Source organism: Pseudomonas sp. MMS21 TM103 (assembly GCF_022132145.1).
Classification (GTDB): Bacteria; Pseudomonadota; Gammaproteobacteria; order Pseudomonadales; family Pseudomonadaceae; genus Aquipseudomonas.
Window position 1 is genome coordinate 806,774 of record NZ_JAJISP010000002.1, and the last position, 22,564, is coordinate 829,337.

Sequence of the window (22,564 nt, forward strand, 5' to 3'; positions counted from 1 at the left end):
CGCCGGCCAGTCACATCAGGCTTGTTGCAGGGCGCGGGGACGCTTGCTGCGCTGCTCGGCTTCGGCGACCGGAGCCTTCTGCAGCTGGAAGTCGAACTGCAGTTCGGCGAAGCGACTGCCCTGCACACCGCGATCATTGGCGGCAGCGGCGTCCTCGACAAAGGTGATGTCGCCGACCAGACCTTCGCGGGTGGCGTAGGCGAAGTCGTCCCACAGGTACTGCTCGCCGGCCAGGTTGATCTGGGTGGTCAGGTGGCGATGGCCGGGGGCGGAGATGAAGAAGTGGATATGCGCCGGACGCTGGCCATGGCGGCCGAGCAGATTCAGGCACTCCTGGGTCGGGCCGTCCGGGGCGCAACCGTAGCCGTTGGGCACGATGCTGCGCGCGCGGTAGCGACCCTCGGCGTCGGTGACGATGCGCCGGCGCAGGTTGTAGTCGGACTGGCTCTTGTCGAAGTAGGAGTAGTTGCCCTGGGTGTTGGCATGCCACAGATCGACCACGGCGCCGGCCACCGGCTGGCCGGCGGTGTCGCGCACCACGCCTTCGAGGAACATCACGGTGGCGCGGTCCAGCTCGCTGCCGTCGTCCATGCGCACCTCGCCTTCGGCCAGCGGCGCGCCGGCCACGTACAGCGGGCCTTCGATGGTGCGCGGAGTGCCGCCGGTCAGGCCGACCTCGGCATCCTTGGCGTCCTGTAGGATGTCGAGGAAGTGCTCCAGGCCCAGGCCCGGCACCAGCAGGCCGGCTTCATTGCGGCCGCCCAGGCGGTTGAGGTAGTCCACCGTGTGCCAGAATTCGTCGTCGGTGATTTCCAGGTCTTCGATGATCTTCGCCGCGTCGTTGATGAGGCGCAGCATGATCTGCTTGACCCGTGGGCTGCCCTGGTCGTTGTTGAGGCCGGCGGCCTCGTTGAACAGGTTCTGGATTTCGGCAGTGTGGCTAACTTTAACGGTCATGGTGGTGTCCTCGGTTTTTGTTCTAGAGCTAATCAACGGTCGTCGTCACGGATGGATGAGGGATGCCGGCACAGCGGCGCGACCTCGATATCCATGTAGGGAAACAGCGGCAGCTGCATCAGGGTGTCGTGCAGTTCCTGCACGCTTTCCAGGTCGAATACGCTGTAGTTGGCGTACTGCCCGGCGATGCGCCACAGGTGGCGCCACTTGCCCTCGCGCATCAGGCGCTGGGCCAGTTCCTTCTCGTCTGCCTTGATCTGGGCGGCCTGGGCCGGATCCATATCCACAGGCAGTTTTACGGTCATCTTTACGTGGAACAGCATCGGAATTTCTCCAGGTTAGGGGCGGCGGAAGAACGCCAGGCGCTCTTCATTGAGGCTCAGACCGAGGCCCGGCGTGCGCGGCACGTGCAGCTGGAAGTCGCGGTACTGCGGCGCCTCGTTGACGATTTCCTCGGTCAGCAGCAAGGGGCCGAACAGCTCGGTGTGCCAGGTCAGCTGCTTGAGGGTGAGGAAGGCGTGGGCCGAGGCCAGGGTGCCGATCGAGCCCTCGAGCATGGTGCCGCCGTACAGGGCGATACCGGCCGCCTCGGCGATCGCCGCGGTACGCAGCACCGCGCGCGGACCGCCGTTCTTGGCGATCTTCAGGGCGAAGATGCTGGCCGCGCCGTCGGCGGCCAGGCTGAAGGCGTCTTCCACGCTTTCGATCGACTCGTCGGCCATGATCGGCGCCGGGCTGCGCTGATTGAGGCGCACCTGGCCGCCGCGGTTGATCCGCGCGATCGGCTGCTCGATCAGGTCGATGCCGTTATCACCGAGCACCTGGCAGGCACGCAGGGCCACCGATTCGTCCCAGGCCTGGTTGACGTCGACGCGCACGCTGGCGCTGTCGCCCAGGGCGTGCTTGATGGCAATCACGTGCTTGAGGTCCTGGCTGACCTCGCCCGCTCCGATCTTCAGCTTGAAGATGCGGTGACGGCGCATCTCCAGCATCTGCTGGGCCTCGGCGATGTCCTTGGCGGTGTCACCACTGGCCAGGGTCCAGGCCACTTCCAGGCTGTCGCGCACGCGGCCGCCGAGCAGCTCGCTGACCGGCAGGCCCAGGCGCTTGCCCTGGGCGTCGAGCAGGGCGCTTTCCAGGCCGGACTTGGCGAAGGTGTTGCCCTTGGCGGCTTTATCCAGACGCTGCATGCAGGCGTTGATATTGGCCGCGTCCTGACCGATCAGCAGCGGCGCCAGGTGGCTGTCGATGTTCTGCTTGATGCTTTCCGGGCTCTCGTTGCCGTAGGCCAGGCCGCCGATGGTGGTCGATTCGCCCAGGCCTTCGATGCCGTCGGCGCAGCGCAGGCGAATGACCACCAGGGTCTGCTGCTGCATGGTGTGCATCGCCAGCTTGTGCGGGCGGATGGTCGGCAGATCGACGATGATCGCCTCGACGCTTTCGATCAGGACTTGGCTCATTTCGGCTCCGGTAGATTCCGCAGGTTGAGGTCAGGAGGCCATGGCCGCCGGCAACGGCGCGGCACTGCTGCGCTGGCTGCTGATGGCGAACACGCTCATGGCAATGGCGGCGATGGCACCGGGAATGGCGAACGCCAGGAAGTTCAGTTGCAGCGGCAGGTTGATGCCCAGCAGCGCGCCACCAAGCAGCGGGCCGACGATGGCACCGTTGCGACCGATGCCCGAGGCCCAGCCGAGGCCGGTGGAGCGGAACGACAGGCCGTAGAACTGCGCGGCGCAGGCGTACAGCAGGATCTGCGTGCCGATGGTGGTCGCGCCGGCCACACCGATCAGCAGGTAGAGCAACGGCGTCGGGCTCTTGAACCCCAGCAGGCTGATGGACAGGGCCGCGGCGACAAAGAAGCAGACCATCACTTTGCTCAGATTGAAGCGGTCACCCAGCCAACCGCCAAGGATGGCGCCGGCCATCCCGCCGAAGTTCAGCGCCAACAGGAACGAAAGGCTCGAGCCCAGGCTGTAGCCGGCGTTGGCCATCAGTTTCGGTAGCCAGGAGCTGAGCGCGTAGACCATCAGCAGGCAGCAGAAGAACGCCACCCAGAGGCACAGAGTGCGTAGCAGGCGCCCCCCGCGAAACAACTCCAGCACCGAGGCCGAGCTGCCTTGCACAGCCGCCAGGCTCAGGGTGTCGCCCGCCGCGATGGCCCGACTCGGGTCGACCCGACGCAGGATCGCGCGGGCTTGCTCGGTACGCCCCTGGCGAACCAGGAAACCGACCGACTCAGGCAGGAACCAGAGAATCAATGGCAGCAGCAGCAGGGGTAGGGCGGCGGCGAAGAACATCGATTCCCAACCAAAACGCGGCAGCATGTACATGCCGACGCCCGCCGAGAGCATTCCGCCTACCGAATAGCCGCTGAACATGATGGCGACCAATGTGCTGCGCAGCTTCTTCGGCGCGTACTCGTTCATCAGCGCCACCACGTTGGGCATCAGGCCGCCACAGCCGAGACCGGCGATAAAGCGGCAGATGCCGAACTCGGTGGGATTGCTGGCAAAACCATTGACCAGAGTCGCGCTGCTGAACAGCAGGAAACACAGGGCGATGCCCTTCTTGCGGCCGATCTTATCGGCCAGGGTGCCGAAGACCAGGGCACCGAACATCATGCCAAAGAGCGCATAGCTACCCAGCGCGCCTGCTTGCAGCGGGGTCAGCCCCCACTCCTGCATGATTACCGGCAGGACTACTCCGTAGATGAACAGGTCGTAGCCGTCGAAAATCAGCAGCAGCGCGCACCACAACATCACCATCCAGTGATAGCGATTAAAGCGCGCGTTATCTATTACCTCGTGTACGTCAACATTGCGCATGGCATCGGTTCTCTATTTTATTTTTGTTGTAAAACACCGCTCGAATCGCTGGCGGGTATTTAGCTGAAGTCACCTAGCCCTGGTCGCCACCACCCACGGGCAAGGTCACTCCGGTGATGTAGGCGGCGTCGTCGGAAGCGAGAAACAGAATTGCCCCGGCCTGATCGTCCATGGTCCCGTAACGCTTCATCAGACTGCTGCTAACGGTCTGGTCGACGATCTGCTGGTACCAGGCCTTTTCCTGCTCGCTCTGCTCGGCGCCGTTGCGCGGGATCCGCCGTGGCGGCGCCTCGGTGCCGCCCGGGGCGGTGGCGTTGACGCGGATGCCGCGCTCGGCGGTCTCGAACGCCAGGCAGGCGGTCAGGGCGTTGACGCCGCCCTTCGCGGCGCCGTAGGGCACGCGATTGATCCCGCGGGTGGCGATCGAGGAGACGTTGACGATGGCACCACTGCCCTGTTCGAGCATCTGCGGCAGCGCGGCGTGGCAGCACCACAGGGTCGGGAACAACGAGCGCCGCACCTCGGCTTCGATCTCATGCGCCTGGTAGTACTCGAACGGCTTGGCCCAGATGGTGCCGCCGACGTTATTGATCAGGATGTCCAGGCGACCGAAGCGCTCGACCGCCGCGGCCATCACGCGCTGACACTCGGCGAACTGCTCGAGATCGGCGGTCAGGGTCAGCACCTCGGCGACCCCGGCCAGCTCGTCGGCCAGCTCATGCACCAGCTCGGAACGGTCGACCAGCAGCAGTCGTGCGCCCTCCGCCGCCATGCGTTCGGCCACGCGGCGACCGATGCCCTGGGCGGCGCCGGTGACCACGGCGACTTTGTGTTGAAAACGCATATTCATAGTCCCGACCTCGATGAAGGATGGCGGCGCAATGGCGCATCGCTGCCCCGTGGGCGCGGGCTACGGCCCGCGCCGCGAATAAAACAGGCCCGCCTAACCGGTAAGCGGACCAAAGGAGCCCTTAGGCGCTGGCGGCGAACTTTTCGTAATAGAAGTTCGCCGGTTGCAAGCCTTGTTCGCGGATGTAGCCGCTGACCGCCTCGACCATCGGCGGTGGACCGCACAGGTAGACATCCACGTCGCCGTCATTGAGATGCTTGGGCGCGATGTGCTGGGTGACGTAACCCTTCAGTGGATAGCTGCTGTCCGGGCTGGCCACGCAAGCGCTGTAGGTGAAGTTGGGGATGCGCGCGGCCAGGGCCTCGAGCCTGTCCATCTCGACCAGGTCGAAATCGTTGGTCACCCCGTAGATCAGGTGCAGCGGGTGCGCGCTGCCCTGCTCGGCGATCTTCTCGAGCATTGCGGTGAACGGCGCCAGGCCGGTGCCGCCAGCCAGCAGCAACAGCGGCCGCTTGATCTCGCGCAGGTAGAAACTGCCCAAGGGACCGGCCAGGGTCATGCTGTCGCCGGCCTTGGCCAGGCCAGTGAGGAAGCTGCTCATCAGGCCGCCCGGCACGTTGCGGATCAGGAAGCTGACTTCGCCGTCCTTCTGCAAAGTGCTGAAGGAGTAGGCGCGACTCTGCTCGCTGCCCGGCACCTTGAGGTTGACGTACTGGCCCGGCAAGAACGCCAGCTTGCTCAGCGACTCGCCCTTGATCGACAGCGCGATGGTGCTGTCGGAGAGCTGGCGCACCGCGCTGATCGCTGCCTCGTAGCTGGCCTGCTGGGTCTTGCACACGTCACTGGACGCCGGCACGCGCACCACGCAATCGCTCTCGGCGCGCATCTGGCAGGTCAGCACATAGCCCTGCTCGGCCTCTTCCTCGCTCAGCGCGTCTTCGACGTATTCCTCGCCGAGGTCGTATTGGCCGGCTTCGGCGAAGCACTTGCAGGCACCGCAGGCACCGTCACGGCAATCCAGCGGGACATTGATGCCCTGACGATAAGCGGCATCGGCAACGGTTTCGCCGACATTGGCGTCAATGAAACGGGTGACCCCGTCTTCGAAATTCAGTGCGATCTTGTGGCTCATGGCACACCTCGCTATAGCAACTCGTGGCGATTTCGGAGCGCAGACAACCCGCTAGCGGGAGGATCAACCTCCCACCGGCAATCCCCGCCCGGGCTCCGAAGCGGCTATTTAAATGTGGTAAACGTCGATGACCTGACGCACGTAGTCGTTCTTCAAGACCACCTGCTTGGCCTTGATCAGCGGATTCGGCCCGCTGGTGTCAAGGGTGTAGAAGCTGGTGCCATAGAAGTGGTCGACGACCTTGTAGCGAAAGCTCATGGTGTGCCAGTTGAAGCGCAGCTTGCACACACCGTCGGCCTGCTCGAGCAGTTCGATGTTGCTGATGTTGTGCGAGGTGCGCGTATCCGGAATGGTGGCACTGGAGCGCTCGGTGCGGATGCGGAACACCCGGTCTTCCAGACCGCTGCGATTGCCGTACCAGATCAGCGAGATCTCGGTCTGCGGGTTTTCCACCAGCTGGTCGCGGTCGTCCCAGGCCGGCATCCAGAAGGTCGCGTCGCTGGCATACAGCTCCAGCCACTCGTCCCACTGCTTGTCGTCCAGGTAGCGCGCCTCACGGTAGAGGAAGTCGCGCGCGGCTTCGTAAGTCAGGCTCATTTACGCGCCCTCCACGTGAATCAGCTGGTCCTGCTGCTCTTGCAGCGCCTTGATCATCTGCTGCTGCCAGTAGTGGTGCTGCAGCACGAACAGGCCCTCGTCTTCGGTGCGCACGCCGCTCATCAGCGGGTGCAAATCGATCTCCTGGGCAGCCTCGTCGGCGCCCTCGATCCAGTGCTCGGCACCGCGGGACATGTCGTTCCACTCCATGGCGCGACCGGCGAAGCCCTGCTGGCAGGCACGGAACTCTTCCAGGTCGTCAGGAGTAGCCATGCCGCTGACGTTGAAGAAGTCCTCGTACTGGCGGATGCGTCGGGCACGGGCCTCGGCACACTCGCCCTTGGGTGCTATGCAGTAGATGGTCACTTCGGTCTTGTCCACCGATAGCGGCCGGGCGATGCGCAGCTGCGAACCGAACTGGTCCATCAGGTACAGGTTCGGGTACAGGCAGAGGTTGCGCGAGTTGCCGATCATCCAGTCGGCACGCGCTTCACCGAACTCGCTGGCGAGACGATCACGCTCGGCGAACATCGGCCGGTCTTCCGGGTTATCCCAGCGGGTCCAGAGCAGCAGATGACCGTTGTCGAAGGAGTAGAAACCACCGCCCTTCTTGCCCCAGCCGCCAGCGCTCATGGCGCGGATATCGTCACCGGCTTCTTTCAGCTTGCGCTGCTGCTGGGTGGCGGCGTAGTTCCAGTGCACGGCAGTGACGTGATAGCCATCAGCGCCGTTCTCGGCCTGCAGCTTCCAGTTGCCTTCGTAGACATAGGTGGAGGAGCCGCGCAGCACTTCCAGGCCATCGGCGGACTGGTCGACGATCATGTCGATGATCTTCTTCGACTCGCCGAGGAAGTCCTCCAGCGGCGCAACGTCTTCACGCAGGCTGCCGAACAGGAAGCCGCGGTAGGATTCGAAGCGGGCGACCTTCTTCAGATCGTGGGAACCGTCGCAGTCGAAGCTGTCTGGGTAACCCGCTTCCTTGGGGTCCTTGACCTTGAGCAGCTTGCCCGAATTGTTGAAAGTCCAGCCGTGGAACGGGCAGGTGTAGGTGGCCTTGTTACCACTCTTGAAGCGGCAGAGCATGGCACCGCGATGGCTGCAAGCGTTGATAAAGGCGTTGAGCTCACCGGCCTTGTTGCGCGCGATGAAAATCGGCTGACGCCCCATGGTGGTGGTGTAGTAATCGTTGTTCTCGGGGATCTGGCTTTCATGGGCCAGATACAACCAGTTGCCCTCGAAGATGTGCTCCATCTCCAGATCGAACAACCGTGGGTCGGTGAACATCTCGCGCTTGCAGCGAAAAATGCCCTTGTCTTTATCTTCTTGCAGCAGGCCGTTCAGGTAGTCGAGTCGCAGGGTCATCGCCATGGCTCCGTTATTATTGTTTCAACGGAATTAAGGTTACGACTCAGGGTTGTCCGACAATATCCACTTTGTACACGACCTCTATCCGTTTTCTGCAGGGCGGCGAAAACTGATAAACGGCATGAGCGGGGGATCGGGAAACAGGCAGCGGGTGAACGCTAGCGCGCCCACGGAGGGGAGAAGCTCAGTAAACGGAACCTACGCGCGAAGCCAGACGGTAAGGACCAGATGGCTTAGCCGCGGCGACGCAGGGTGTCGGAAGGCAGCTCGCCGAAGGCGCTCTTGTAGCTCTCGGAGAAACGTCCCAGGTGCAGGAATCCGTAATCCAGCGCCACCTCGGTGATGTTACGCACCCTGGCGGTCGGATCGATCAGGCAGGCATGCACCTTCTCCAGCTTCTTGTTGCGGATGTAGTGCTTGGGCGTAGTGCCGGCATGCCGCTCGAACAGCGCGTAGAGCGAGCGCGGACTCATGCGCACCACCTCGGCCAGCTGTTCCAGGCAGATGTCCTGCTTGAGGTTGTCTTCGATGTACTGGGCGATGCGCTCGAACGACGGGCAGCTTTCGCCCAACTCCTCGCGACTGACGTTGTTGGCCAGCAGGCCGAGCAGCTTGGTGGCGATGATCCGCGTGTACTGCTCCTGCACCTGGGGAATCTGCTGCACGCCTTCGGCCTCGTCGCAGACCAGGCCGAGCAGGTTGATGAAGCCATCCAGCTCGCTGAGATCGTGGCGTGCATCGAAGCGGATGCCATCGGCCGGCCGGCGCCAGTGGTTTTCCGCGCAGGACCGGTCGAGCAAGGTCGAGGGCAGCTTGACGATGAACTTCTCGCAGTCGTCCGAATAGGTCAGGTCGACCGGGTCGTCCGGATTGATCAGCAGCAGCTCGCCGGGGGTGAAAAAGTGCTCCTCGCCCCGCCCGCGCCACAGGCAGTGGCCCTGCAGGAGGACCTGCAGGTGGTAGATGGTCTCCAGCGCCGGCGAGGTGACCCGTACGCTGCCACCGTAACTGATCCGACACAGGTCCAGGCTACCGAAGGTACGGTGGCTGAGACTGGCCTCGGGCCGTCCGCTGCGGGGCAGACGAATGCAATGCGAGCCAACATGCTGATTCACATAATCGGAGACGGCATAGGGGTCGGCATTGAGAAATATCCGACTCTTCTCGTTAAGCAGGCGACTGTCCATAACTCATGGGGCTCTTATGATTTTTTTGGCACTGAGGGTCGACACAAGCAAGGCATCCGCCCTCATATCTTTATAGATACAGGCAAAACAGCCATCCAACAGCCCGCACCGATCAACGGTCAACAAGCACCAGCCGCATCGATCGATGCGCCGGTGGCATTGATAGCGATTGCGACAGCTTAGTGAATTCGAACAGAAGTCGGATGCTCAGTGCGCGATAACCGCACACATTCGCTCAGCACTGTAGTTTCTGCACCTGACTCACAATGGCTTGAACAACTGACCGCTCAACTCGCGGCTGGCGTTGAGCATGATCGGCAGGAAGCGCTGCTCCAGTTCGCGGGCGGGCACCCGCCCGGCGTGGGTGCTGACGTTCATCGCCGCCAGCACATGCCCCGAGGAGTCGTACACCGGCACGGCCAGCGAACGCAGCCCTTGCTCCAGCTCCTGATCGACCAGGCACCAGCCCTGCTGACGCACCTGTTGCAGGCACTCCCACAGGGCTTCGGGGGTGTAGAGGGTGCGGCTGGTCTTGGCCTGCAGGTCGGCGTGATTGAGGTAGTCGTGCAGACTGTCGTCGTCCAGCGCCGCGAGGAGAATCCGCCCCATCGACGTGCAGTAGGCCGGCAAGCGACTGCCGACGCTGAGGTCCACCGAGATCAGCCGCTGCGGAATCGCCGAGCGGGCGATATAGAGCACCTGCTCGCCTTCCAGGGTGGCCAGGTTGCAGGCTTCGTGCAGTTGCTCGCTGATCCGGTCCAGATAGGGCTGCGCCGATACGGCCAGGGGCGTCGACGACAGGTAGGCATGGCCGAGGGTCAACACCTTGGGCAGCAACGAATAGGTACGCCCGTCGGTGGTCGCGTAGCCCAGTTTCATCAGGGTATACAGGCAACGACGCACGGCGGCGCGAGGGATCTCGGTGCGATGGCTGATCTGGGCGATGGTCAGGTGGCGCTTGCGCTCCTGGAAGGCATTGATCACCGCCAGGCCACGCGCCAGAGAGGTCATGAAGTTTGGATCGCCACTGAGATCGGCGATGCGTTTGGCCGGAGAAACATACGCCGGCGGCACCAGACCGGACAGCGATGGATGCGCATCGGTCATACAACCTCCTGAGCAGATGGGGGCAACAACGATGCGATTATCGAACGGGAGTTTGATAATCGCAATTGCACCACAGTCGTATCAGGCAACATTGCCGGCGCTCAGTCGACATCCGTTCCGATCAACTGGCCGTCACCCGCCGAGTATGATCCGGACCACGTACCGACTCTTGTGGCCGCGCGCCCTTCCCCCCCCGGTCATCGCGCCAATGGCCAGGATAAGACCCGGAGCCTTAGGTCATCCGGGCAGACCTGAAGATCAGCCAGTGAGCAACCCGGTCTTGCGCAATGCATTAGCTGAGAGGAGCGCACCGCATCGCCTGGGCGCGACCAGGGGAACAACTCCGGAGGGCTACCACCCGAGAGAAAGACGACAGAGGTCGCGGTACCGCCTGAGGCCAGCCGGACCTGCAATGGTGGCGGGCAAAAACAGCAGGCACAAAAAAGCCCGGATGCCTTTGAAGTAAGGACATCCGGGCTTTCTTTAACCTTCCGAGGAAGGACATATGGTGGGTCGTGTGGGATTCGAACCTACGACCAATTGGTTAAAAGCCAACTGCTCTACCAACTGAGCTAACGACCCGATGCAGGGCGCATGATACTGATTTAATTCAGGAAATCAACACCCAGCAGCAAACTTTTAACGGTAAGGAGTCGGATCGGCCACCGCCGCCGCGGCAAAACCGGCCGCGCGCAGGCGACAGCTGTCGCACTTGCCGCAGGCGCGGCCCTGCTCATCAGCCTGATAGCAGGACACCGTCAGGGCGTAATCCACGCCATGGCGCATACCCGCCTCAATGATCTCTGCCTTACTCATGTTCTGCAACGGCGCCTGGATCCGGAAACCCTGACCTTCGACGCCGGCCTTGGTCGCCAGATTAGCCATGCGCTCGAAGGCTGCAATGAACTCGGGGCGACAATCCGGGTAACCGGAATAATCCACTGCGTTAACCCCGATAAAGATATCCCGCGCGCCCAGCACTTCGGCCCAACCCAAGGCCAGGGAAAGGAACACGGTATTGCGCGCCGGCACATAGGTGACCGGGATGCCCTCGGTGGGGCTTTCCGGCACATCGATAGTGCTGTCGGTCAGTGCCGAACCACCGATGCCATCGAGACTCAGGCCGATCACCTTGTGTTCTACCACCCCCAGGTGCCTGGCCACCCGCTCGGCCGCCTGCAATTCGGCGCGATGGCGCTGGCCATAGTCAAAGCTCATGCTGTAGCAGCTGTAGCCCTCGGCCTTGGCCAGCGCCACCACTGTGGCCGAATCGAGGCCGCCGGAGAGAAGAATTACCGCTTTCTTGTCGTTCATATCAATGTCCCGGCTCGTCGTTCCAGAGAATCTTGTGCAACTGCATTTGCAATCGCACGGGCAGGTTGTCAGCGACTATCCAGTCGGCCAGCACACGTGCGCTCAACTCATGGTGGCTCGGCGAGAACAACACCTCACCCGCGCGCTCTTGCAATCGGTACTGGATCAGCTTGGTCACCGCCCAGTCATAGTCTTCGCGCGAGCAAATCACGAATTTGACCTGGTCGTTCGCCGTTAACAACTCGATATTCTCATAGCGGTTGCGCGCCACCTCTGCCGAGCCGGGGGTTTTCAGGTCGAGCACCTTGCTCACCCGCGGATCGACCGCCGTCACATCCAGCGCGCCGCTGGTTTCCAGCGACACCTGATAGCCGGCATCGCATAGGCGTCTGAGCAGAGGGATGCAGTTAGGTTGCGCCAGGGGCTCGCCACCAGTCACACAGATATAGCGCGGCTTGTAGCTGGCGATCTGTTCAACGATGGCGTCCAGAGACACGACTTCGCCGCCACTGAAAGCGTAGGCGGTGTCGCAGTACTGGCAGCGCAGGGGACAGCCGGTCAGGCGAACGAACACGGTCGGCAAGCCGGCGGTGCGCGTCTCGCCCTGCAGCGAGTAGAAAATTTCGGTAATTCGCAGGGTATCTTGCATATCAGCCACGGGCGTGACGGCTAAACAGGCCATCCGCCTCCGTTGCGGGAAAAGGGGCGCGGATTGTAACGAAAAAACCCGCGACAGGCGCGGGTTTATCACTACAGCTTGCAGCTTTCAACTGATTCCTTATGGCATCCGCTGCAAATCCCGCTGCGCCAGTTGCGCCGCAGAGGTCCCCGGATACTTCGCAATCACCTGCTGCAGAATACCTTTGGCCTTGTCCGTGTTACCCAGACGCATTTCAACGTCAGCGAGCTTGAACAACGAGTCGGGTACCTTCGCATGCTGCGGATAGGACTGACTGACACGAGCAAAGGCCTGACCGGCACCCTGCAGATCGCCTTTGGCCAGGTTCACCTCGCCCAGCCAATACTGGGCATTGCCGGCATATTGGCTGTTCGGGTATTTACGCACGAAGGCAGTAAACGCCTGGCTGGCCTTGTCAAAATCCTTGGCCTTGATCAGATCGAAGGCAGCGTCATAAAACAGCTTTTCCTTCTCCGGATCAGCCGGATCACTGTTGCCTGGCGACTGACCAGCTGCCGCCGCTGAATTGCCAATGGCGCCAGCAGCACCAACGGCAGGGGAATTCTGGGTGGCCGCAGCACCTGCTGCTCCACTACTCAAACGCCGATCAAGATCCTGGTAACGCTCCAGGGCTTCTTGCTTCAAACGCTGAATTTCATTCTGCTGCTCTTCGAGCATGCCGCGCAGTTGCGCGATTTCTTGCTGCATCTGTTGCAGCTGGGTAAACACCATGCCTTGCGCCGAGATCGGGGTTTCAACCCCTCCCCCGGCGTAGGCGCCGGACGTGCCATAACCAGCGGGCGGATAACTGCTACTGCCATAATCGGCATTGTTATCCACCACAGGAACCTCGGCCCAAGCCGTAAACGGCAGGCAGAGGGCCAAAATAGTCAGAGCACGGCGGCAGGTATGCATGGCTATTACTTACGCAGTTCTACGCGACGGTTCTGAGCCCAGGATTGCTCGTCGTTGCCAGTGGCAATCGCACGCTCTTCACCGTAGGAAACCAGTTCCAGCTGAGCTGGGGAAACACCCTGCAGCACCAGGTAACGCTGAACGGCTTTCGAGCGACGCTCGCCCAGAGCCATGTTGTATTCACGAGTACCGCGCTCGTCAGCGTGGCCTTCCAGAACAACGCGAGCGCCGTTGCTTTTCAGGTCCTTAGCGTGAACGTCGAGTGCACGCATAGCTTCGGCTTTCAGGTCGGCGCTGTCGTATTCGAAGTAGAACGTGGTGATAGCGCGCAGAGCAGCTTCTTCGCTCATGCTGCTATCTACGGAAGCAGTGTCAGCACCGTAACCAGCGTTCGGATCTACAGCGTCACCTTGACCAGCGGCATCACCGCCTTTGGACGAACAACCAACAGCAACGGCCAGAGCCAGACCCAGTACAGCAAATTTGCCGAATTTCAGCATTTCCATCATGTAACTCCTAATGAACCCCAGTGTGTTAAGCAGTATTACGTAGCAATACAACGGTGTAGCGCCGCATCAGTTCAGGTAGGGGGACCAGGAAGGCTCTCGAACTTCGCCTTGAGCGGTAGGAAGAGGGAGCCTTACACGTCCATTGATGGACGCTAACATCAAGACTCCCCGACCCTGCTGGCGGGTCGCGTAGATTAGCATGGTGCCATTGGGTGCAACAGTGGGTGATTCATCCAAACTTGTGTCGGAAAGAATGCGCAAATTGCCACGCTGCAGGTCCTGGGCCGCTACCTTGAACACGGTGTACCCCTCCTGGCGATGGATCATCACCAGGGTCTTCTCATCCGCAGAGAGCTTCGGGTTGGCATTGTAGTTACCAACGAAGGTCACCCGCTCCACCGCTCCGCTGTTGATATTGGTCTTATAGATCTGCGGCTTACCGGATCGATCCGAGGTGAAATAGATGGTACTGCCATCCTTCCCCCAGAATGGCTCGGTATCGATCGCTCCCTGATTGGTCACACGACGCAACTGTCGCGAGCCCATCTCCATCACATAGATTTCCGGGTTGCCATCTTTAGACAGAACGAATGCCAGACGGCTGCCATCCGGCGACCATGCCGGCGCACCGTTGAGCCCCTCGAAGTTGGTGACCTGCTCACGCCGGCCTGTGTCGATGTGCTGGACGAAGATGCGCGGACGCTTCTGCTCGAACGACACGTAGGCGATACGACGGCCATCCGGCGCAAACGATGGCGAGAGGATCGGCTCGCGCGACTGCAGCAAGGTCACCGCACGGGCACCGTCGTAGTCGGAACGCTGCAGCGTGTAACGGGTGTTGTTGACCGAGAAGCGTTCGGCAGTGACATAGAGCATGCGCGTGGAAAACGCGCCCTTGACCCCGGTCAGCTTCTCGAACGACAAATCGGCGATATGGTGCGCCATATCACGCAGCTGATCGGTTCCGCCGCCGACGCTACCAGTCAGCACCTGCTGCTCGGTGGCCACATTGAACAGGGCGAACTGCACCTGTAGACGCCCCCCACTGGGCAACATGCTGCCAACCAGGACATATTGCGCGCCCAGGGCTTTCCAGTCGCGGTAGATGATTTCACTGGCCTGGCTCGGCCGGCTGATCATGTTCTGCGGTGGAACAGGCTCGAATACCCCCGAGTTCCGCAGGTCATCGCCGATAATCTTGGCCATATCCTCCGGCAATACGGTGCCACCTTGCCAGCCGAATGGCACGACGGCGATAGGTGTCGCACGGTCAGTACCTGTGCTGATCACTAGCGGATCAGCCGCCTGCACCGCACCTGCCAACATGGCCAGACCGAGCAAGACGATACGCATCAGGGTATTCACAGACCTAAATCCTCCGGTTTGAAGACGGCACGTCGCTGCCGGTAAAGTCGATCGAAAGTAGCGCGATCCAATTGTTGCATTTCAGCGATACGGCCAACGTTACGCACCGCCTGTACCGCGGAACTGTCAAAGGGCGCATCGCCACTGGAGCGGGTGACACTGGCGTTGATGATGGTGCCATCGGGCAACATCTCGATCAGTACTTCTACACTCATGCCGTTACGCGCAGATGGCGGCCTGCGCCACTGCTCGCTGACCAACTTGACGATCAAATCATCGAGACTGCCGGCAACCTGGTCGCCCACTTCATCGGCCAGCGCTTGCTGACGACCGACATCCTCAGATAACAGTTCGGCCAAGGCGGCGGCCTTCTTGTCTTCTGTGGCCTTGCGCTGAGCTGCCTCGGCAGCCTTTTTCTTGGCATCATCCGCGGCTTTTTTCTTGGCGGCTTCGGATGCGGCTTTTTTCTTGGCGTCTTCGGCGGCCTTCTTCTTGGCGTCTTCCGTCGTTTTCTTCTTGGCGTCCTCGGCAGCCTTCTTCTTCGCCGCCTCATCCGCCGCCTTTTTCTTGGCGATCTCGGCTAGTTTCTTCTGCTCGGCCGCTTTCTTTTCTGCTTCCGACTGCTTAGCCGCATCGGCTTTCTTCGCCGCATCGGCCTTTTGAGCCTCCTCGACCTTCTTTTGTTCCGCAGCTTTAGCCGCAATGGCCTGTTTTTCCTTATCGGCCTTCTTTTGCTCCAGCTGTTCGCTCTCATAAATCGGCGCGGTGGTTTTCTTGGTCTCACCGGCAATTTTCTGGTTGGTCTGGGTGGTCGCCTGACTCTGTGACTTCAGCTGATACAGGGTTGCCTGGACGATCGGCCGGGCCGGCGGCAAGTCAGGAGCGAAAGCAAAGCTGACGAACAGCATGGCGAACATCAAGGTATGCAGCGCCACAGCCCAAACCACTGGCCAAAACAGACTTTCCGACGGAGACGGCTCGCGTTGCTGACGCATCAGGGGGCCTCGGTGATCAGCCCGACGTTACCCACGTCGGCCTGCTGCAAGCCACTCATGGCCGCCATGACGCTACCGTAATCGACCGCTTTGTCGCCGCGAACGAACACCTGTACCTGCTTACCCTGGGCACGGCTCTGCCGAATGATCGCGGTTACGGCCGCGGTCATGTCTTCCAGGGTCATGGCCTGATCCTGCACGGTATCGACATCGACTTCCGTGCCCATATTCCAGAAGTAGGACTTGTCTGCCTTGATCGAGATCGTCAGGACCTGAGCGTTATTATCCTGGGGCAAGACTTCACTGCTGACCTGCGGCAGATCGACCTTGACTCCCTGGTTGAGCATCGGCGCGGTGACCATGAAGATAACCATCAGTACCAACATCACGTCGATGTAGGGCACCACATTCATCTCGGAAACCGGCTTGCGTCTGTTGCGAATTCTGGCCATGGCTTGAAACCTATCTTGAGAGAGCCTAAGGCTTAGTCGTCGCTGGTGTGTACCTTGCGGTGCAGGATCGCCTGAAACTCATCGGCGAACGTGTAGTAGCGACCGATCAACATCTCGCCACGCGAAGTGAAGCGGTTGTAGGCGATGACCGCGGGAATCGCCGCAAACAGGCCGATAGCGGTGGCAATCAGCGCCTCGGCAATACCCGGCGCCACGGTGGCCAGAGTCGCTTGCTGCACCTGGGCCAGGCCGCGAAAGGCGTTCATGATCCCCCACACGGTGCCGAACAAACCGATATAGGGGCTGGTGGAGCCGACTGTGGCCAGGAATGGCAGGCTCTGCTCGAGCTTCTCTTCTTCACGCGAAATAGCCACGCGCATGCCGCGCGCCACCCCGTCCATTACCGCATCGGGATCGACACCCTGCTGCTGACGCAGTCGGGAGAACTCCTTGAAGCCAGCGCGGAAGATCTGCTCCAGCCCTGAGTCAGGGTCCGGGTTGCTACCCGCCTGGCGATACAGCTTGGACAGGTCGATACCGGACCAGAAACGCTCTTCGAAGTTGTCCAGGGCGCGCTTGGCGGCGCGCAGCAAGGTGCTGCGCTGGAAAATCATGACCCACGAGGTGACCGAGGCGGCCACCAGCGTCAACATCACCAGCTGCACCACCAGACTGGCATTGCTGATCAAACTCCACATCGACATGTGGTCAACTGCGTTGGCTTCCACGCTTACTCTCCTGCTTTGGCTTTATCCACGTCGCTGAGGCCGGCAAAGGCCGCACGCAGAGCTTCGGGAATGGCCCGGGGTTTCAAATTGTCGGCGCGCACACAGGCCACCAGGAACTGCCCTTCACAGAGCAGCGCATCATCCGTGGCCCGCCTGACCTGCTGACGAAAACGCAGGCTGGCACGGTTTAATTCCATTACTTGCGCACTTACCAGCAACTCATCATCCAGCCGTGCCGGCGCGTGATAGCGCGCCTCACTGGAGTGCACGACAAACAACAGGCCCTCACCCGCCAGCGTCGACTGGGCAAAGCCCAGGTCACGCAGCCGCTCGGTGCGAGCCCGTTCCATGAATTTGAGGTAGTTGACGTAGTAGACGATGCCGCCTGCATCGGTGTCTTCGAAATAGACCCGGCAACGATAGGCGAAAGGCTGAACTCCGTTTTGCGCGTGCATACTCTAGTGCTAGCTCCTGAACTTGCCAATCACTGGCAGAAAGTATTTTTTGCTTAGTCGTCATCAACAGCAGACAAGTCGACGGGCGGTAATTCCCCCATGCGTTTCGGCATGTTCAGGCCGAAATGCAGGTAGGCATGCCGGGTCACCACGCGTCCGCGCGGCGTACGCATGATGTAGCCCTGCTGAATCAGGTAAGGCTCCAGTACATCTTCGATGGTGTGGCGCTCTTCACTGATCGCCGCCGCCAGGCTGTCGACCCCTACCGGACCGCCATCGAACTTCTCGATCATGGTCAGCAGCAAGCGACGATCCTGGTGATCGAAGCCGCGCTCATCGACATCCAGCAAATTCAGCGCCGAATCGGCAATCTGCCGGGTGATGTCACCCTGGCCACGCACCTGGGCGAAATCCCGTACGCGTCGCAGCAGGCGATTGGCGATACGCGGCGTTCCGCGGGCGCGCCGGGCGATCTCGAAGGCGCCCTGGGCCTCGATCGGCAACCCGAGGATGCCTGCCGAACGGGTGACAATCGTGGTCAGGTCCTCGGTGTTGTAGAACTCCAGGCGCTGGACGATACCGAAACGATCGCGCAACGGGTTGGTCAGCATGCCCGCGCGCGTGGTGGCGCCAACCAGGGTGAAGGCCGGCAGGTCGAGCTTGATCGAACGCGCGGCCGGACCTTCACCGATCATGATATCGAGCTGAAAATCTTCCATTGCCGGATACAGGACTTCCTCGACGATCGGCGAGAGGCGATGGATTTCATCGATGAACAGCACATCACCCGGTTCAAGATTGGTCAGCAGTGCGGCCAGATCGCCCGGCCGCTCAAGCACCGGGCCGGAGGTGCTCTTGATCGACACCCCCATTTCCTGGGCGATGATATTGGCCAGGGTGGTCTTGCCAAGCCCCGGCGGACCGAAGATCAGGGTGTGATCGAGGGCTTCACTGCGCCCCCTGGCGGCCTGGATGAACAGCTCCATCTGCTCGCGCACGCTCGGCTGGCCGATGTATTCGGCCAGCTTCAACGGCCGAATGGCACGATCGACCTGCTCATCGCGGTCGCGGGTAGTGGCGGTAATCAGGCGATCTGCTTCTAACATCGGGAGTTACACCATTCCCTTCAGGGCACGACGGATCATATCTTCACTGCTCAGCCCATCTTGCTTGACGGCGGATACGGCGCGACTGGCTTCTTGAGGTTTGTAACCCAGGGAAATAAGCGCGCTGACTGCATCATTCTCCGCATGTGGGACTGCACCAGCGGCGCGAGGTTCAACGACCAGAGTCGCCATGCCCGGCACCGCCTCCCAAGCCTTGAAGCGATCTTTCAACTCAACCAGCAGGCGCTCGGCAGTTTTCTTGCCGACGCCGGGGATTTTCACCAGTACCGAAGTGTCTTGCGCCTGCACGCAACGCACCAGCTCATCGACTTCCAGCCCGGACATCAAGGCCAGCGCCAGTTTCGGACCAACGCCGTTAAGCCGGATCAACTCGCGAAACAGCTGGCGCTCGCGCTTCTCGAAGAAGCCATAGAGCAGGTGCGCATCTTCACGCACCACCAGGTGCGTGTGCAGGGTCAACGGCTCGCCGAGCGCGGGCAAACGGTACAAGGTTGTCATGGGCACTTCCAGCTCATAGCCCAGACCATTCACATCCAGAATCAAATGTGGCGGCTGTTTCTCCGCCAAGGTGCCGCACAAACGTCCAATCACCGCTGCTTTCCTTGAGTAAGGCTATAAACGAAGGCGGCCGCCGCGCCGCTTGGCGGCGACCAGACCGTGTGGAATCAGGCTTTGACGGTGATGGGCATGGCACAGCGCAATCGCCAGGGCATCCGAGGCATCGATCTGCGGTTTCTGCACCAGCTTGAGCAAGTGCATGACCATCATCTGCACCTGCTCCTTGTCCGCGCCACCGGTGCCGGCAATCGCCTGCTTGACCTGGGTCGCGGTGTACTCGGCAATATCCAGCCCCGCCTCGATCCCCGCCACGATAGCGACGCCGCGGGCCTGGCCCAGTTTGAGCGCCGAGTCCGGGTTGCGCGCCATGAACACCTGCTCGATGCCCATGGTCACCGGCCCGTAGGTCTCGATCACCTCGCGCACGCCGCGAAAAACGATTTGCAACCGCTCCGGCATCGAGCCGCTACCAGTACGGATACAGCCCGAGGCGACATACTCACAGCTGCGTCCGGTATCACGCACCACACCATAACCGGTGATGCGCGAGCCGGGGTCGATACCGAGGATCAACGTCATGCCCTACCATCCGCTCGAGTTGTCGACCAATGCCGACGGCCATACTGTTTATCTATCCAGTCGGCGAGTATAGGGGCAGGCATCGGCGCCGTCACCCACATAGCAGCCATAAAAAAGCCGGGAGCTCCCGGGCAACTTCTTCCCAGCAACTTCCGGCCCTTTCGCTCAAGCAACAATCAGCCAAGCTGCTCCATGATCTCGTCGGGGATCTCGGCGTTGTGGTAGACGTTCTGCACGTCGTCGAGGTCTTCCAGCATGTCGATCAGCTTGATCACTTTCTGTGCGGTTTCCAGGTCCGTGACCGGCGCACTGATCGACGGGATCATCGCCACCTCGGCCTCGTCACCCTTGAACCCGGCATGGCCCAGCGCCTCGTTTACCGCGTGGAAGTCGGCAAACGCGGTATAGACCTCGACCGAACCGTCCTCCGCACTGACGATATCGTCGGCACCGGCCTCCAGCGCCGCCTCCATCAAGGCATCTTCATCGACCCCCGGGGCGTAGCTGATCTGCCCTTTGCGCTCGAACATGTAGGCCACCGAACCATCGGTACCCAGGTTGCCGCCGCATTTGGTAAAGGCATGGCGCACTTCGGCTGCGGTGCGATTGCGGTTATCGGTCATGGCTTCGACGAAGATTGCCACGCCACTGGGCGCATAACCTTCGTAACTCAGCTCGACCATGTTGTCGGCTTCGTCCGAGCCGACGCCACGGGCGATTGCCCGGTCGATGGTGTCCCGGGTCATGTTGGCGGTCAGCGCCTTTTCCACGGCCAGGCGCAGACGCGGATTGTCGGCCGGCAGACCACCGCCCTTGGCGGCAACGGTCAGCTCACGAATGAGCTTGGTGAAGATCTTGCCGCGCTTGGCGTCTTGACGCCCTTTGCGGTGTTTGATGTTGGCCCATTTGGAATGACCAGCCATAACTCACTCCGTCATCACTTAAATCAGGTTTCGGACAACCCATAACGAAGAAGCCTGGCAAACCCAGGCTCCTTGTCGTCGGCAAGGCTTACTCGGCCTTGGGCTGCTCGCGCAGGCGAATGTGCAATTCGCGCAACGCCTTGGTATCCACCACACCCGGTGCCTGAGTCATGACGCAGGCCGCGCTCTGGGTTTTCGGGAAGGCAATCACTTCGCGGATCGATTGGGCGCCGGTCATCAGCATCACCAGACGATCCAGACCGAAGGCCAGACCACCATGTGGCGGCGCACCGAACTTGAGGGCATCGAGGAGGAAGCCGAACTTCTCCTGCTGCTCCTCCTCGCCAATGCCGAGCAGGCGGAACACCGCCTGCTGCATTTCCTTGCGATGGATACGGATCGAGCCGCCACCCAGCTCGGTGCCATTGAGTACCATGTCGTAGGCACGCGACAGCGCGGTGGCCGGGTTGGCCGCCAACTCCTCGGGGCTGCACTTCGGCGCGGTGAACGGGTGGTGCAGTGCATTCAGGCTGCCATCGTCGCTCTCCTCGAACATCGGGAAGTCAACGACCCACAGCGGTGCCCACTCGCACGTGAACAGATTGAGGTCATGGCCCAGCTTGATCCGCAGCGCGCCGAGGGCTTCGCTGACGATCTTGGCCCTGTCGGCACCGAAGAACACGATATCGCCATCGACCGCACCGACGCGATCGAGGATCACGTTGAGATTGTCCAGCGGGATATTCTTGACGATCGGTGACTGCAGACCTTCGACACCCTTGGCGCGCTCGTTGACCTTGATATAGGCCAGGCCACGGGCACCGTAGATGCCGACGAACTTGGTGTAGTCGTCGATCTGCTTGCGCGGTGTGCTCGCCCCACCTGGCACGCGCAACGCCGCAACCCGGGATTTCGGGTCGTTGGCCGGGCCGCTGAACACCTTGAAATCGACGTCCTTGAGCTGATCGGCAACATCCACCAGCTCCAGCGGGATGCGCAGGTCCGGCTTGTCCGAGCCATAGCGGCGCATGGCTTCCTCGAAGGTCATGTGCGGGAAGTCGGCGAATTCGACATCCAGCACTTCCCTGAACAGCTGGCGGATCATCTTCTCGGTAATGCCCATGATGTCGGCTTCATCGAGAAAGCTGGTCTCGATGTCGATCTGGGTGAATTCCGGCTGACGATCGGCGCGCAGGTCTTCGTCGCGGAAGCACTTGGCGATCTGGTAGTAGCGGTCGAAGCCGGCGACCATCAACAGCTGCTTGAACAGCTGCGGCGACTGCGGCAGGGCGAAGAAACTGCCGGCGTGGGTGCGGCTCGGTACCAGGTAGTCACGCGCACCCTCAGGCGTGGCGCGGGTGAGGATCGGCGTCTCCACGTCGAGGAAGCCGTTCTCGTCCAGGTAGCGACGGATGCTGGTGGTGATGCTCGAACGCAGCTTCAACTTGGCCGCCATTTCTGGACGACGCAGGTCGATGAAGCGGTAACGCAGGCGGGTTTCTTCGCCGACATCGCTGTACTCGTTGAGCGGGAACGGCGGGGTTTCCGCCTCGTTCAACACTTCCAGCTCATAACCGAGCACCTCGATGGCGCCGCTGGCCATGTTGGCATTGCCAGCACCAGCGGGACGCAGGCGCACCTTGCCGGTGATCTTCACCACATATTCGCTGCGCACTTTATCGGCGACGGCAAAGGTCTCGGCGCGATCAGGATCGAATACCACCTGGGCCAGACCTTCGCGGTCACGGATGTCGAGGAAGATCACCCCGCCATGGTCTCGGCGGCGATGTACCCAACCGCAAAGGATGACTTCCTGGCCGTCCAGGCTCTCGTTCAGTTGGCCGCAATAATGGCTGCGCATCATGGTGGTAATCGCTTCTCTTGAGTCTTGAATTCGTTGGACCGCGTGGATTGCGGCGCTTGTCCGGGGCCATGCCTGCCG

The 22,564-nt window shown here is 61.3% G+C and carries 24 protein-coding genes and 1 tRNA gene; all 25 read right to left on the bottom strand.

Annotation, left to right across the window (positions count from 1 at the left end):
* Window positions 1-15 precede the first annotated feature (15 nt).
* Window positions 16-957, bottom strand: coding sequence for a catechol 1,2-dioxygenase (gene catA / locus LJY18_RS10790; RefSeq protein WP_238041786.1), 942 nt, complete (start codon window positions 955-957; stop codon window positions 16-18).
* A gap of 32 nt (window positions 958-989) precedes the next feature.
* On the bottom strand, window positions 990-1,280 hold the full coding sequence (gene catC, locus LJY18_RS10795) for a muconolactone Delta-isomerase (protein ID WP_238041787.1): 291 nt from the start codon (window positions 1,278-1,280) through the stop codon (window positions 990-992).
* Window positions 1,281-1,295: 15 nt separating this feature from the next.
* A complete protein-coding gene (locus LJY18_RS10800; protein WP_238041788.1) occupies window positions 1,296-2,417 on the bottom strand; it encodes a muconate cycloisomerase family protein in 1,122 nt (373 codons plus the stop codon).
* 30 nt (window positions 2,418-2,447) lie between these two features.
* Window positions 2,448-3,785 (bottom strand): MFS transporter, encoded by a 1,338-nt coding sequence (locus LJY18_RS10805; RefSeq protein WP_238041789.1) that lies wholly within the window; start codon window positions 3,783-3,785, stop codon window positions 2,448-2,450.
* Window positions 3,786-3,858: 73 nt separating this feature from the next.
* Entirely contained in the window at window positions 3,859-4,635 is a 777-nt protein-coding gene (locus tag LJY18_RS10810) for a 1,6-dihydroxycyclohexa-2,4-diene-1-carboxylate dehydrogenase (protein ID WP_238041790.1), read from the bottom strand.
* 121 nt (window positions 4,636-4,756) lie between these two features.
* Window positions 4,757-5,767: a benzoate 1,2-dioxygenase electron transfer component BenC gene (benC, locus tag LJY18_RS10815; protein ID WP_238041791.1), complete on the bottom strand. Its 1,011-nt coding sequence runs from the start codon at window positions 5,765-5,767 to the stop codon at window positions 4,757-4,759.
* A 108-nt stretch (window positions 5,768-5,875) separates the two neighbouring features.
* The gene (benB, locus tag LJY18_RS10820; protein ID WP_238041792.1) at window positions 5,876-6,364 is read right to left on the bottom strand and encodes a benzoate 1,2-dioxygenase small subunit; all 489 of its coding nucleotides are present in this window, start codon (window positions 6,362-6,364) and stop codon (window positions 5,876-5,878) included.
* Window positions 6,365-7,726, bottom strand: a complete 1,362-nt coding sequence (benA, locus tag LJY18_RS10825) for a benzoate 1,2-dioxygenase large subunit (protein WP_238041793.1) — start codon at window positions 7,724-7,726, stop codon at window positions 6,365-6,367.
* 236 nt (window positions 7,727-7,962) lie between these two features.
* On the bottom strand, window positions 7,963-8,916 hold the full coding sequence (locus LJY18_RS10830) for an AraC family transcriptional regulator (RefSeq protein WP_238041794.1): 954 nt from the start codon (window positions 8,914-8,916) through the stop codon (window positions 7,963-7,965).
* A gap of 261 nt (window positions 8,917-9,177) precedes the next feature.
* Window positions 9,178-10,023, bottom strand: a complete 846-nt coding sequence (locus tag LJY18_RS10835) for an IclR family transcriptional regulator (protein ID WP_238041795.1) — start codon at window positions 10,021-10,023, stop codon at window positions 9,178-9,180.
* A gap of 506 nt (window positions 10,024-10,529) precedes the next feature.
* Window positions 10,530-10,605 (bottom strand) — tRNA-Lys (locus tag LJY18_RS10840).
* 57 nt (window positions 10,606-10,662) lie between these two features.
* Window positions 10,663-11,337, bottom strand: a complete 675-nt coding sequence (queC, locus tag LJY18_RS10845; RefSeq protein ID WP_238041796.1) for a 7-cyano-7-deazaguanine synthase QueC — start codon at window positions 11,335-11,337, stop codon at window positions 10,663-10,665.
* Between the two features lies 1 nt (window position 11,338).
* Entirely contained in the window at window positions 11,339-11,986 is a 648-nt protein-coding gene (gene queE / locus LJY18_RS10850) for a 7-carboxy-7-deazaguanine synthase QueE (RefSeq protein ID WP_238041797.1), read from the bottom strand.
* A 129-nt stretch (window positions 11,987-12,115) separates the two neighbouring features.
* On the bottom strand, window positions 12,116-12,931 hold the full coding sequence (gene ybgF / locus LJY18_RS10855) for a tol-pal system protein YbgF (RefSeq protein WP_238041798.1): 816 nt from the start codon (window positions 12,929-12,931) through the stop codon (window positions 12,116-12,118).
* A gap of 5 nt (window positions 12,932-12,936) precedes the next feature.
* On the bottom strand, window positions 12,937-13,437 hold the full coding sequence (gene pal, locus LJY18_RS10860; RefSeq protein WP_238041799.1) for a peptidoglycan-associated lipoprotein Pal: 501 nt from the start codon (window positions 13,435-13,437) through the stop codon (window positions 12,937-12,939).
* A 69-nt stretch (window positions 13,438-13,506) separates the two neighbouring features.
* Window positions 13,507-14,805 carry a Tol-Pal system beta propeller repeat protein TolB gene (gene tolB / locus LJY18_RS10865; RefSeq protein ID WP_238041800.1) on the bottom strand — a complete coding sequence of 433 codons (1,299 nt, stop codon included), beginning with the start codon at window positions 14,803-14,805 and terminating at the stop codon, window positions 13,507-13,509.
* Window positions 14,802-15,800 (bottom strand): cell envelope integrity protein TolA, encoded by a 999-nt coding sequence (gene tolA / locus LJY18_RS10870; protein WP_238041801.1) that lies wholly within the window; start codon window positions 15,798-15,800, stop codon window positions 14,802-14,804. The genes tolB and tolA overlap by 4 nt, the downstream gene beginning before the upstream one ends.
* On the bottom strand, window positions 15,800-16,252 hold the full coding sequence (gene tolR / locus LJY18_RS10875; RefSeq protein WP_238041802.1) for a protein TolR: 453 nt from the start codon (window positions 16,250-16,252) through the stop codon (window positions 15,800-15,802). Before tolR ends, tolA begins: the two co-directional genes overlap by 1 nt.
* A 32-nt stretch (window positions 16,253-16,284) precedes the next feature.
* Window positions 16,285-16,980, bottom strand: a complete 696-nt coding sequence (gene tolQ / locus LJY18_RS10880; RefSeq protein WP_238041803.1) for a protein TolQ — start codon at window positions 16,978-16,980, stop codon at window positions 16,285-16,287.
* A 2-nt stretch (window positions 16,981-16,982) separates the two neighbouring features.
* Window positions 16,983-17,435 carry a tol-pal system-associated acyl-CoA thioesterase gene (gene ybgC / locus LJY18_RS10885; RefSeq protein WP_238041804.1) on the bottom strand — a complete coding sequence of 151 codons (453 nt, stop codon included), beginning with the start codon at window positions 17,433-17,435 and terminating at the stop codon, window positions 16,983-16,985.
* Between the two features lie 53 nt (window positions 17,436-17,488).
* Window positions 17,489-18,541, bottom strand: coding sequence for a Holliday junction branch migration DNA helicase RuvB (gene ruvB, locus LJY18_RS10890; RefSeq protein ID WP_238041805.1), 1,053 nt, complete (start codon window positions 18,539-18,541; stop codon window positions 17,489-17,491).
* 6 nt (window positions 18,542-18,547) lie between these two features.
* The gene (gene ruvA, locus LJY18_RS10895) at window positions 18,548-19,153 is read right to left on the bottom strand and encodes a Holliday junction branch migration protein RuvA (RefSeq protein WP_238041806.1); all 606 of its coding nucleotides are present in this window, start codon (window positions 19,151-19,153) and stop codon (window positions 18,548-18,550) included.
* 21 nt (window positions 19,154-19,174) lie between these two features.
* Window positions 19,175-19,699: a crossover junction endodeoxyribonuclease RuvC gene (gene ruvC / locus LJY18_RS10900; RefSeq protein ID WP_079201317.1), complete on the bottom strand. Its 525-nt coding sequence runs from the start codon at window positions 19,697-19,699 to the stop codon at window positions 19,175-19,177.
* A gap of 176 nt (window positions 19,700-19,875) precedes the next feature.
* Window positions 19,876-20,622 (bottom strand): YebC/PmpR family DNA-binding transcriptional regulator, encoded by a 747-nt coding sequence (locus LJY18_RS10905; RefSeq protein WP_238041807.1) that lies wholly within the window; start codon window positions 20,620-20,622, stop codon window positions 19,876-19,878.
* Between the two features lie 88 nt (window positions 20,623-20,710).
* Window positions 20,711-22,486: an aspartate--tRNA ligase gene (aspS, locus tag LJY18_RS10910; RefSeq protein ID WP_238041808.1), complete on the bottom strand. Its 1,776-nt coding sequence runs from the start codon at window positions 22,484-22,486 to the stop codon at window positions 20,711-20,713.
* Window positions 22,487-22,564 lie beyond the last annotated feature (78 nt).

Excerpts from the sequence above, each read along its gene's own strand:
- catA (WP_238041786.1), bottom strand. The coding sequence starts at position 957 with ATGACCGTTAAAGTTAGCCACACTGCCGAAATCCAGAACCTGTTCAAC.
- catC (WP_238041787.1), bottom strand. The coding sequence starts at position 1,280 with ATGCTGTTCCACGTAAAGATGACCGTAAAACTGCCTGTGGATATGGAT.
- LJY18_RS10800 (WP_238041788.1), bottom strand. The coding sequence starts at position 2,417 with ATGAGCCAAGTCCTGATCGAAAGCGTCGAGGCGATCATCGTCGATCTG.
- LJY18_RS10805 (WP_238041789.1), bottom strand. The coding sequence starts at position 3,785 with ATGCGCAATGTTGACGTACACGAGGTAATAGATAACGCGCGCTTTAAT.
- LJY18_RS10810 (WP_238041790.1), bottom strand. The coding sequence starts at position 4,635 with ATGAATATGCGTTTTCAACACAAAGTCGCCGTGGTCACCGGCGCCGCC.
- benC (WP_238041791.1), bottom strand. The coding sequence starts at position 5,767 with ATGAGCCACAAGATCGCACTGAATTTCGAAGACGGGGTCACCCGTTTC.
- benB (WP_238041792.1), bottom strand. The coding sequence starts at position 6,364 with ATGAGCCTGACTTACGAAGCCGCGCGCGACTTCCTCTACCGTGAGGCG.
- benA (WP_238041793.1), bottom strand. The coding sequence starts at position 7,726 with ATGACCCTGCGACTCGACTACCTGAACGGCCTGCTGCAAGAAGATAAA.
- LJY18_RS10830 (WP_238041794.1), bottom strand. The coding sequence starts at position 8,916 with ATGGACAGTCGCCTGCTTAACGAGAAGAGTCGGATATTTCTCAATGCC.
- LJY18_RS10835 (WP_238041795.1), bottom strand. The coding sequence starts at position 10,023 with ATGACCGATGCGCATCCATCGCTGTCCGGTCTGGTGCCGCCGGCGTAT.
- queC (WP_238041796.1), bottom strand. The coding sequence starts at position 11,337 with ATGAACGACAAGAAAGCGGTAATTCTTCTCTCCGGCGGCCTCGATTCG.
- queE (WP_238041797.1), bottom strand. The coding sequence starts at position 11,986 with ATGCAAGATACCCTGCGAATTACCGAAATTTTCTACTCGCTGCAGGGC.
- ybgF (WP_238041798.1), bottom strand. The coding sequence starts at position 12,931 with ATGCATACCTGCCGCCGTGCTCTGACTATTTTGGCCCTCTGCCTGCCG.
- pal (WP_238041799.1), bottom strand. The coding sequence starts at position 13,437 with ATGGAAATGCTGAAATTCGGCAAATTTGCTGTACTGGGTCTGGCTCTG.
- tolA (WP_238041801.1), bottom strand. The coding sequence starts at position 15,800 with ATGCGTCAGCAACGCGAGCCGTCTCCGTCGGAAAGTCTGTTTTGGCCA.
- tolR (WP_238041802.1), bottom strand. The coding sequence starts at position 16,252 with ATGGCCAGAATTCGCAACAGACGCAAGCCGGTTTCCGAGATGAATGTG.
- ybgC (WP_238041804.1), bottom strand. The coding sequence starts at position 17,435 with ATGCACGCGCAAAACGGAGTTCAGCCTTTCGCCTATCGTTGCCGGGTC.
- ruvB (WP_238041805.1), bottom strand. The coding sequence starts at position 18,541 with ATGTTAGAAGCAGATCGCCTGATTACCGCCACTACCCGCGACCGCGAT.
- ruvC (WP_079201317.1), bottom strand. The coding sequence starts at position 19,699 with ATGACGTTGATCCTCGGTATCGACCCCGGCTCGCGCATCACCGGTTAT.
- LJY18_RS10905 (WP_238041807.1), bottom strand. The coding sequence starts at position 20,622 with ATGGCTGGTCATTCCAAATGGGCCAACATCAAACACCGCAAAGGGCGT.
- aspS (WP_238041808.1), bottom strand. The coding sequence starts at position 22,486 with ATGATGCGCAGCCATTATTGCGGCCAACTGAACGAGAGCCTGGACGGC.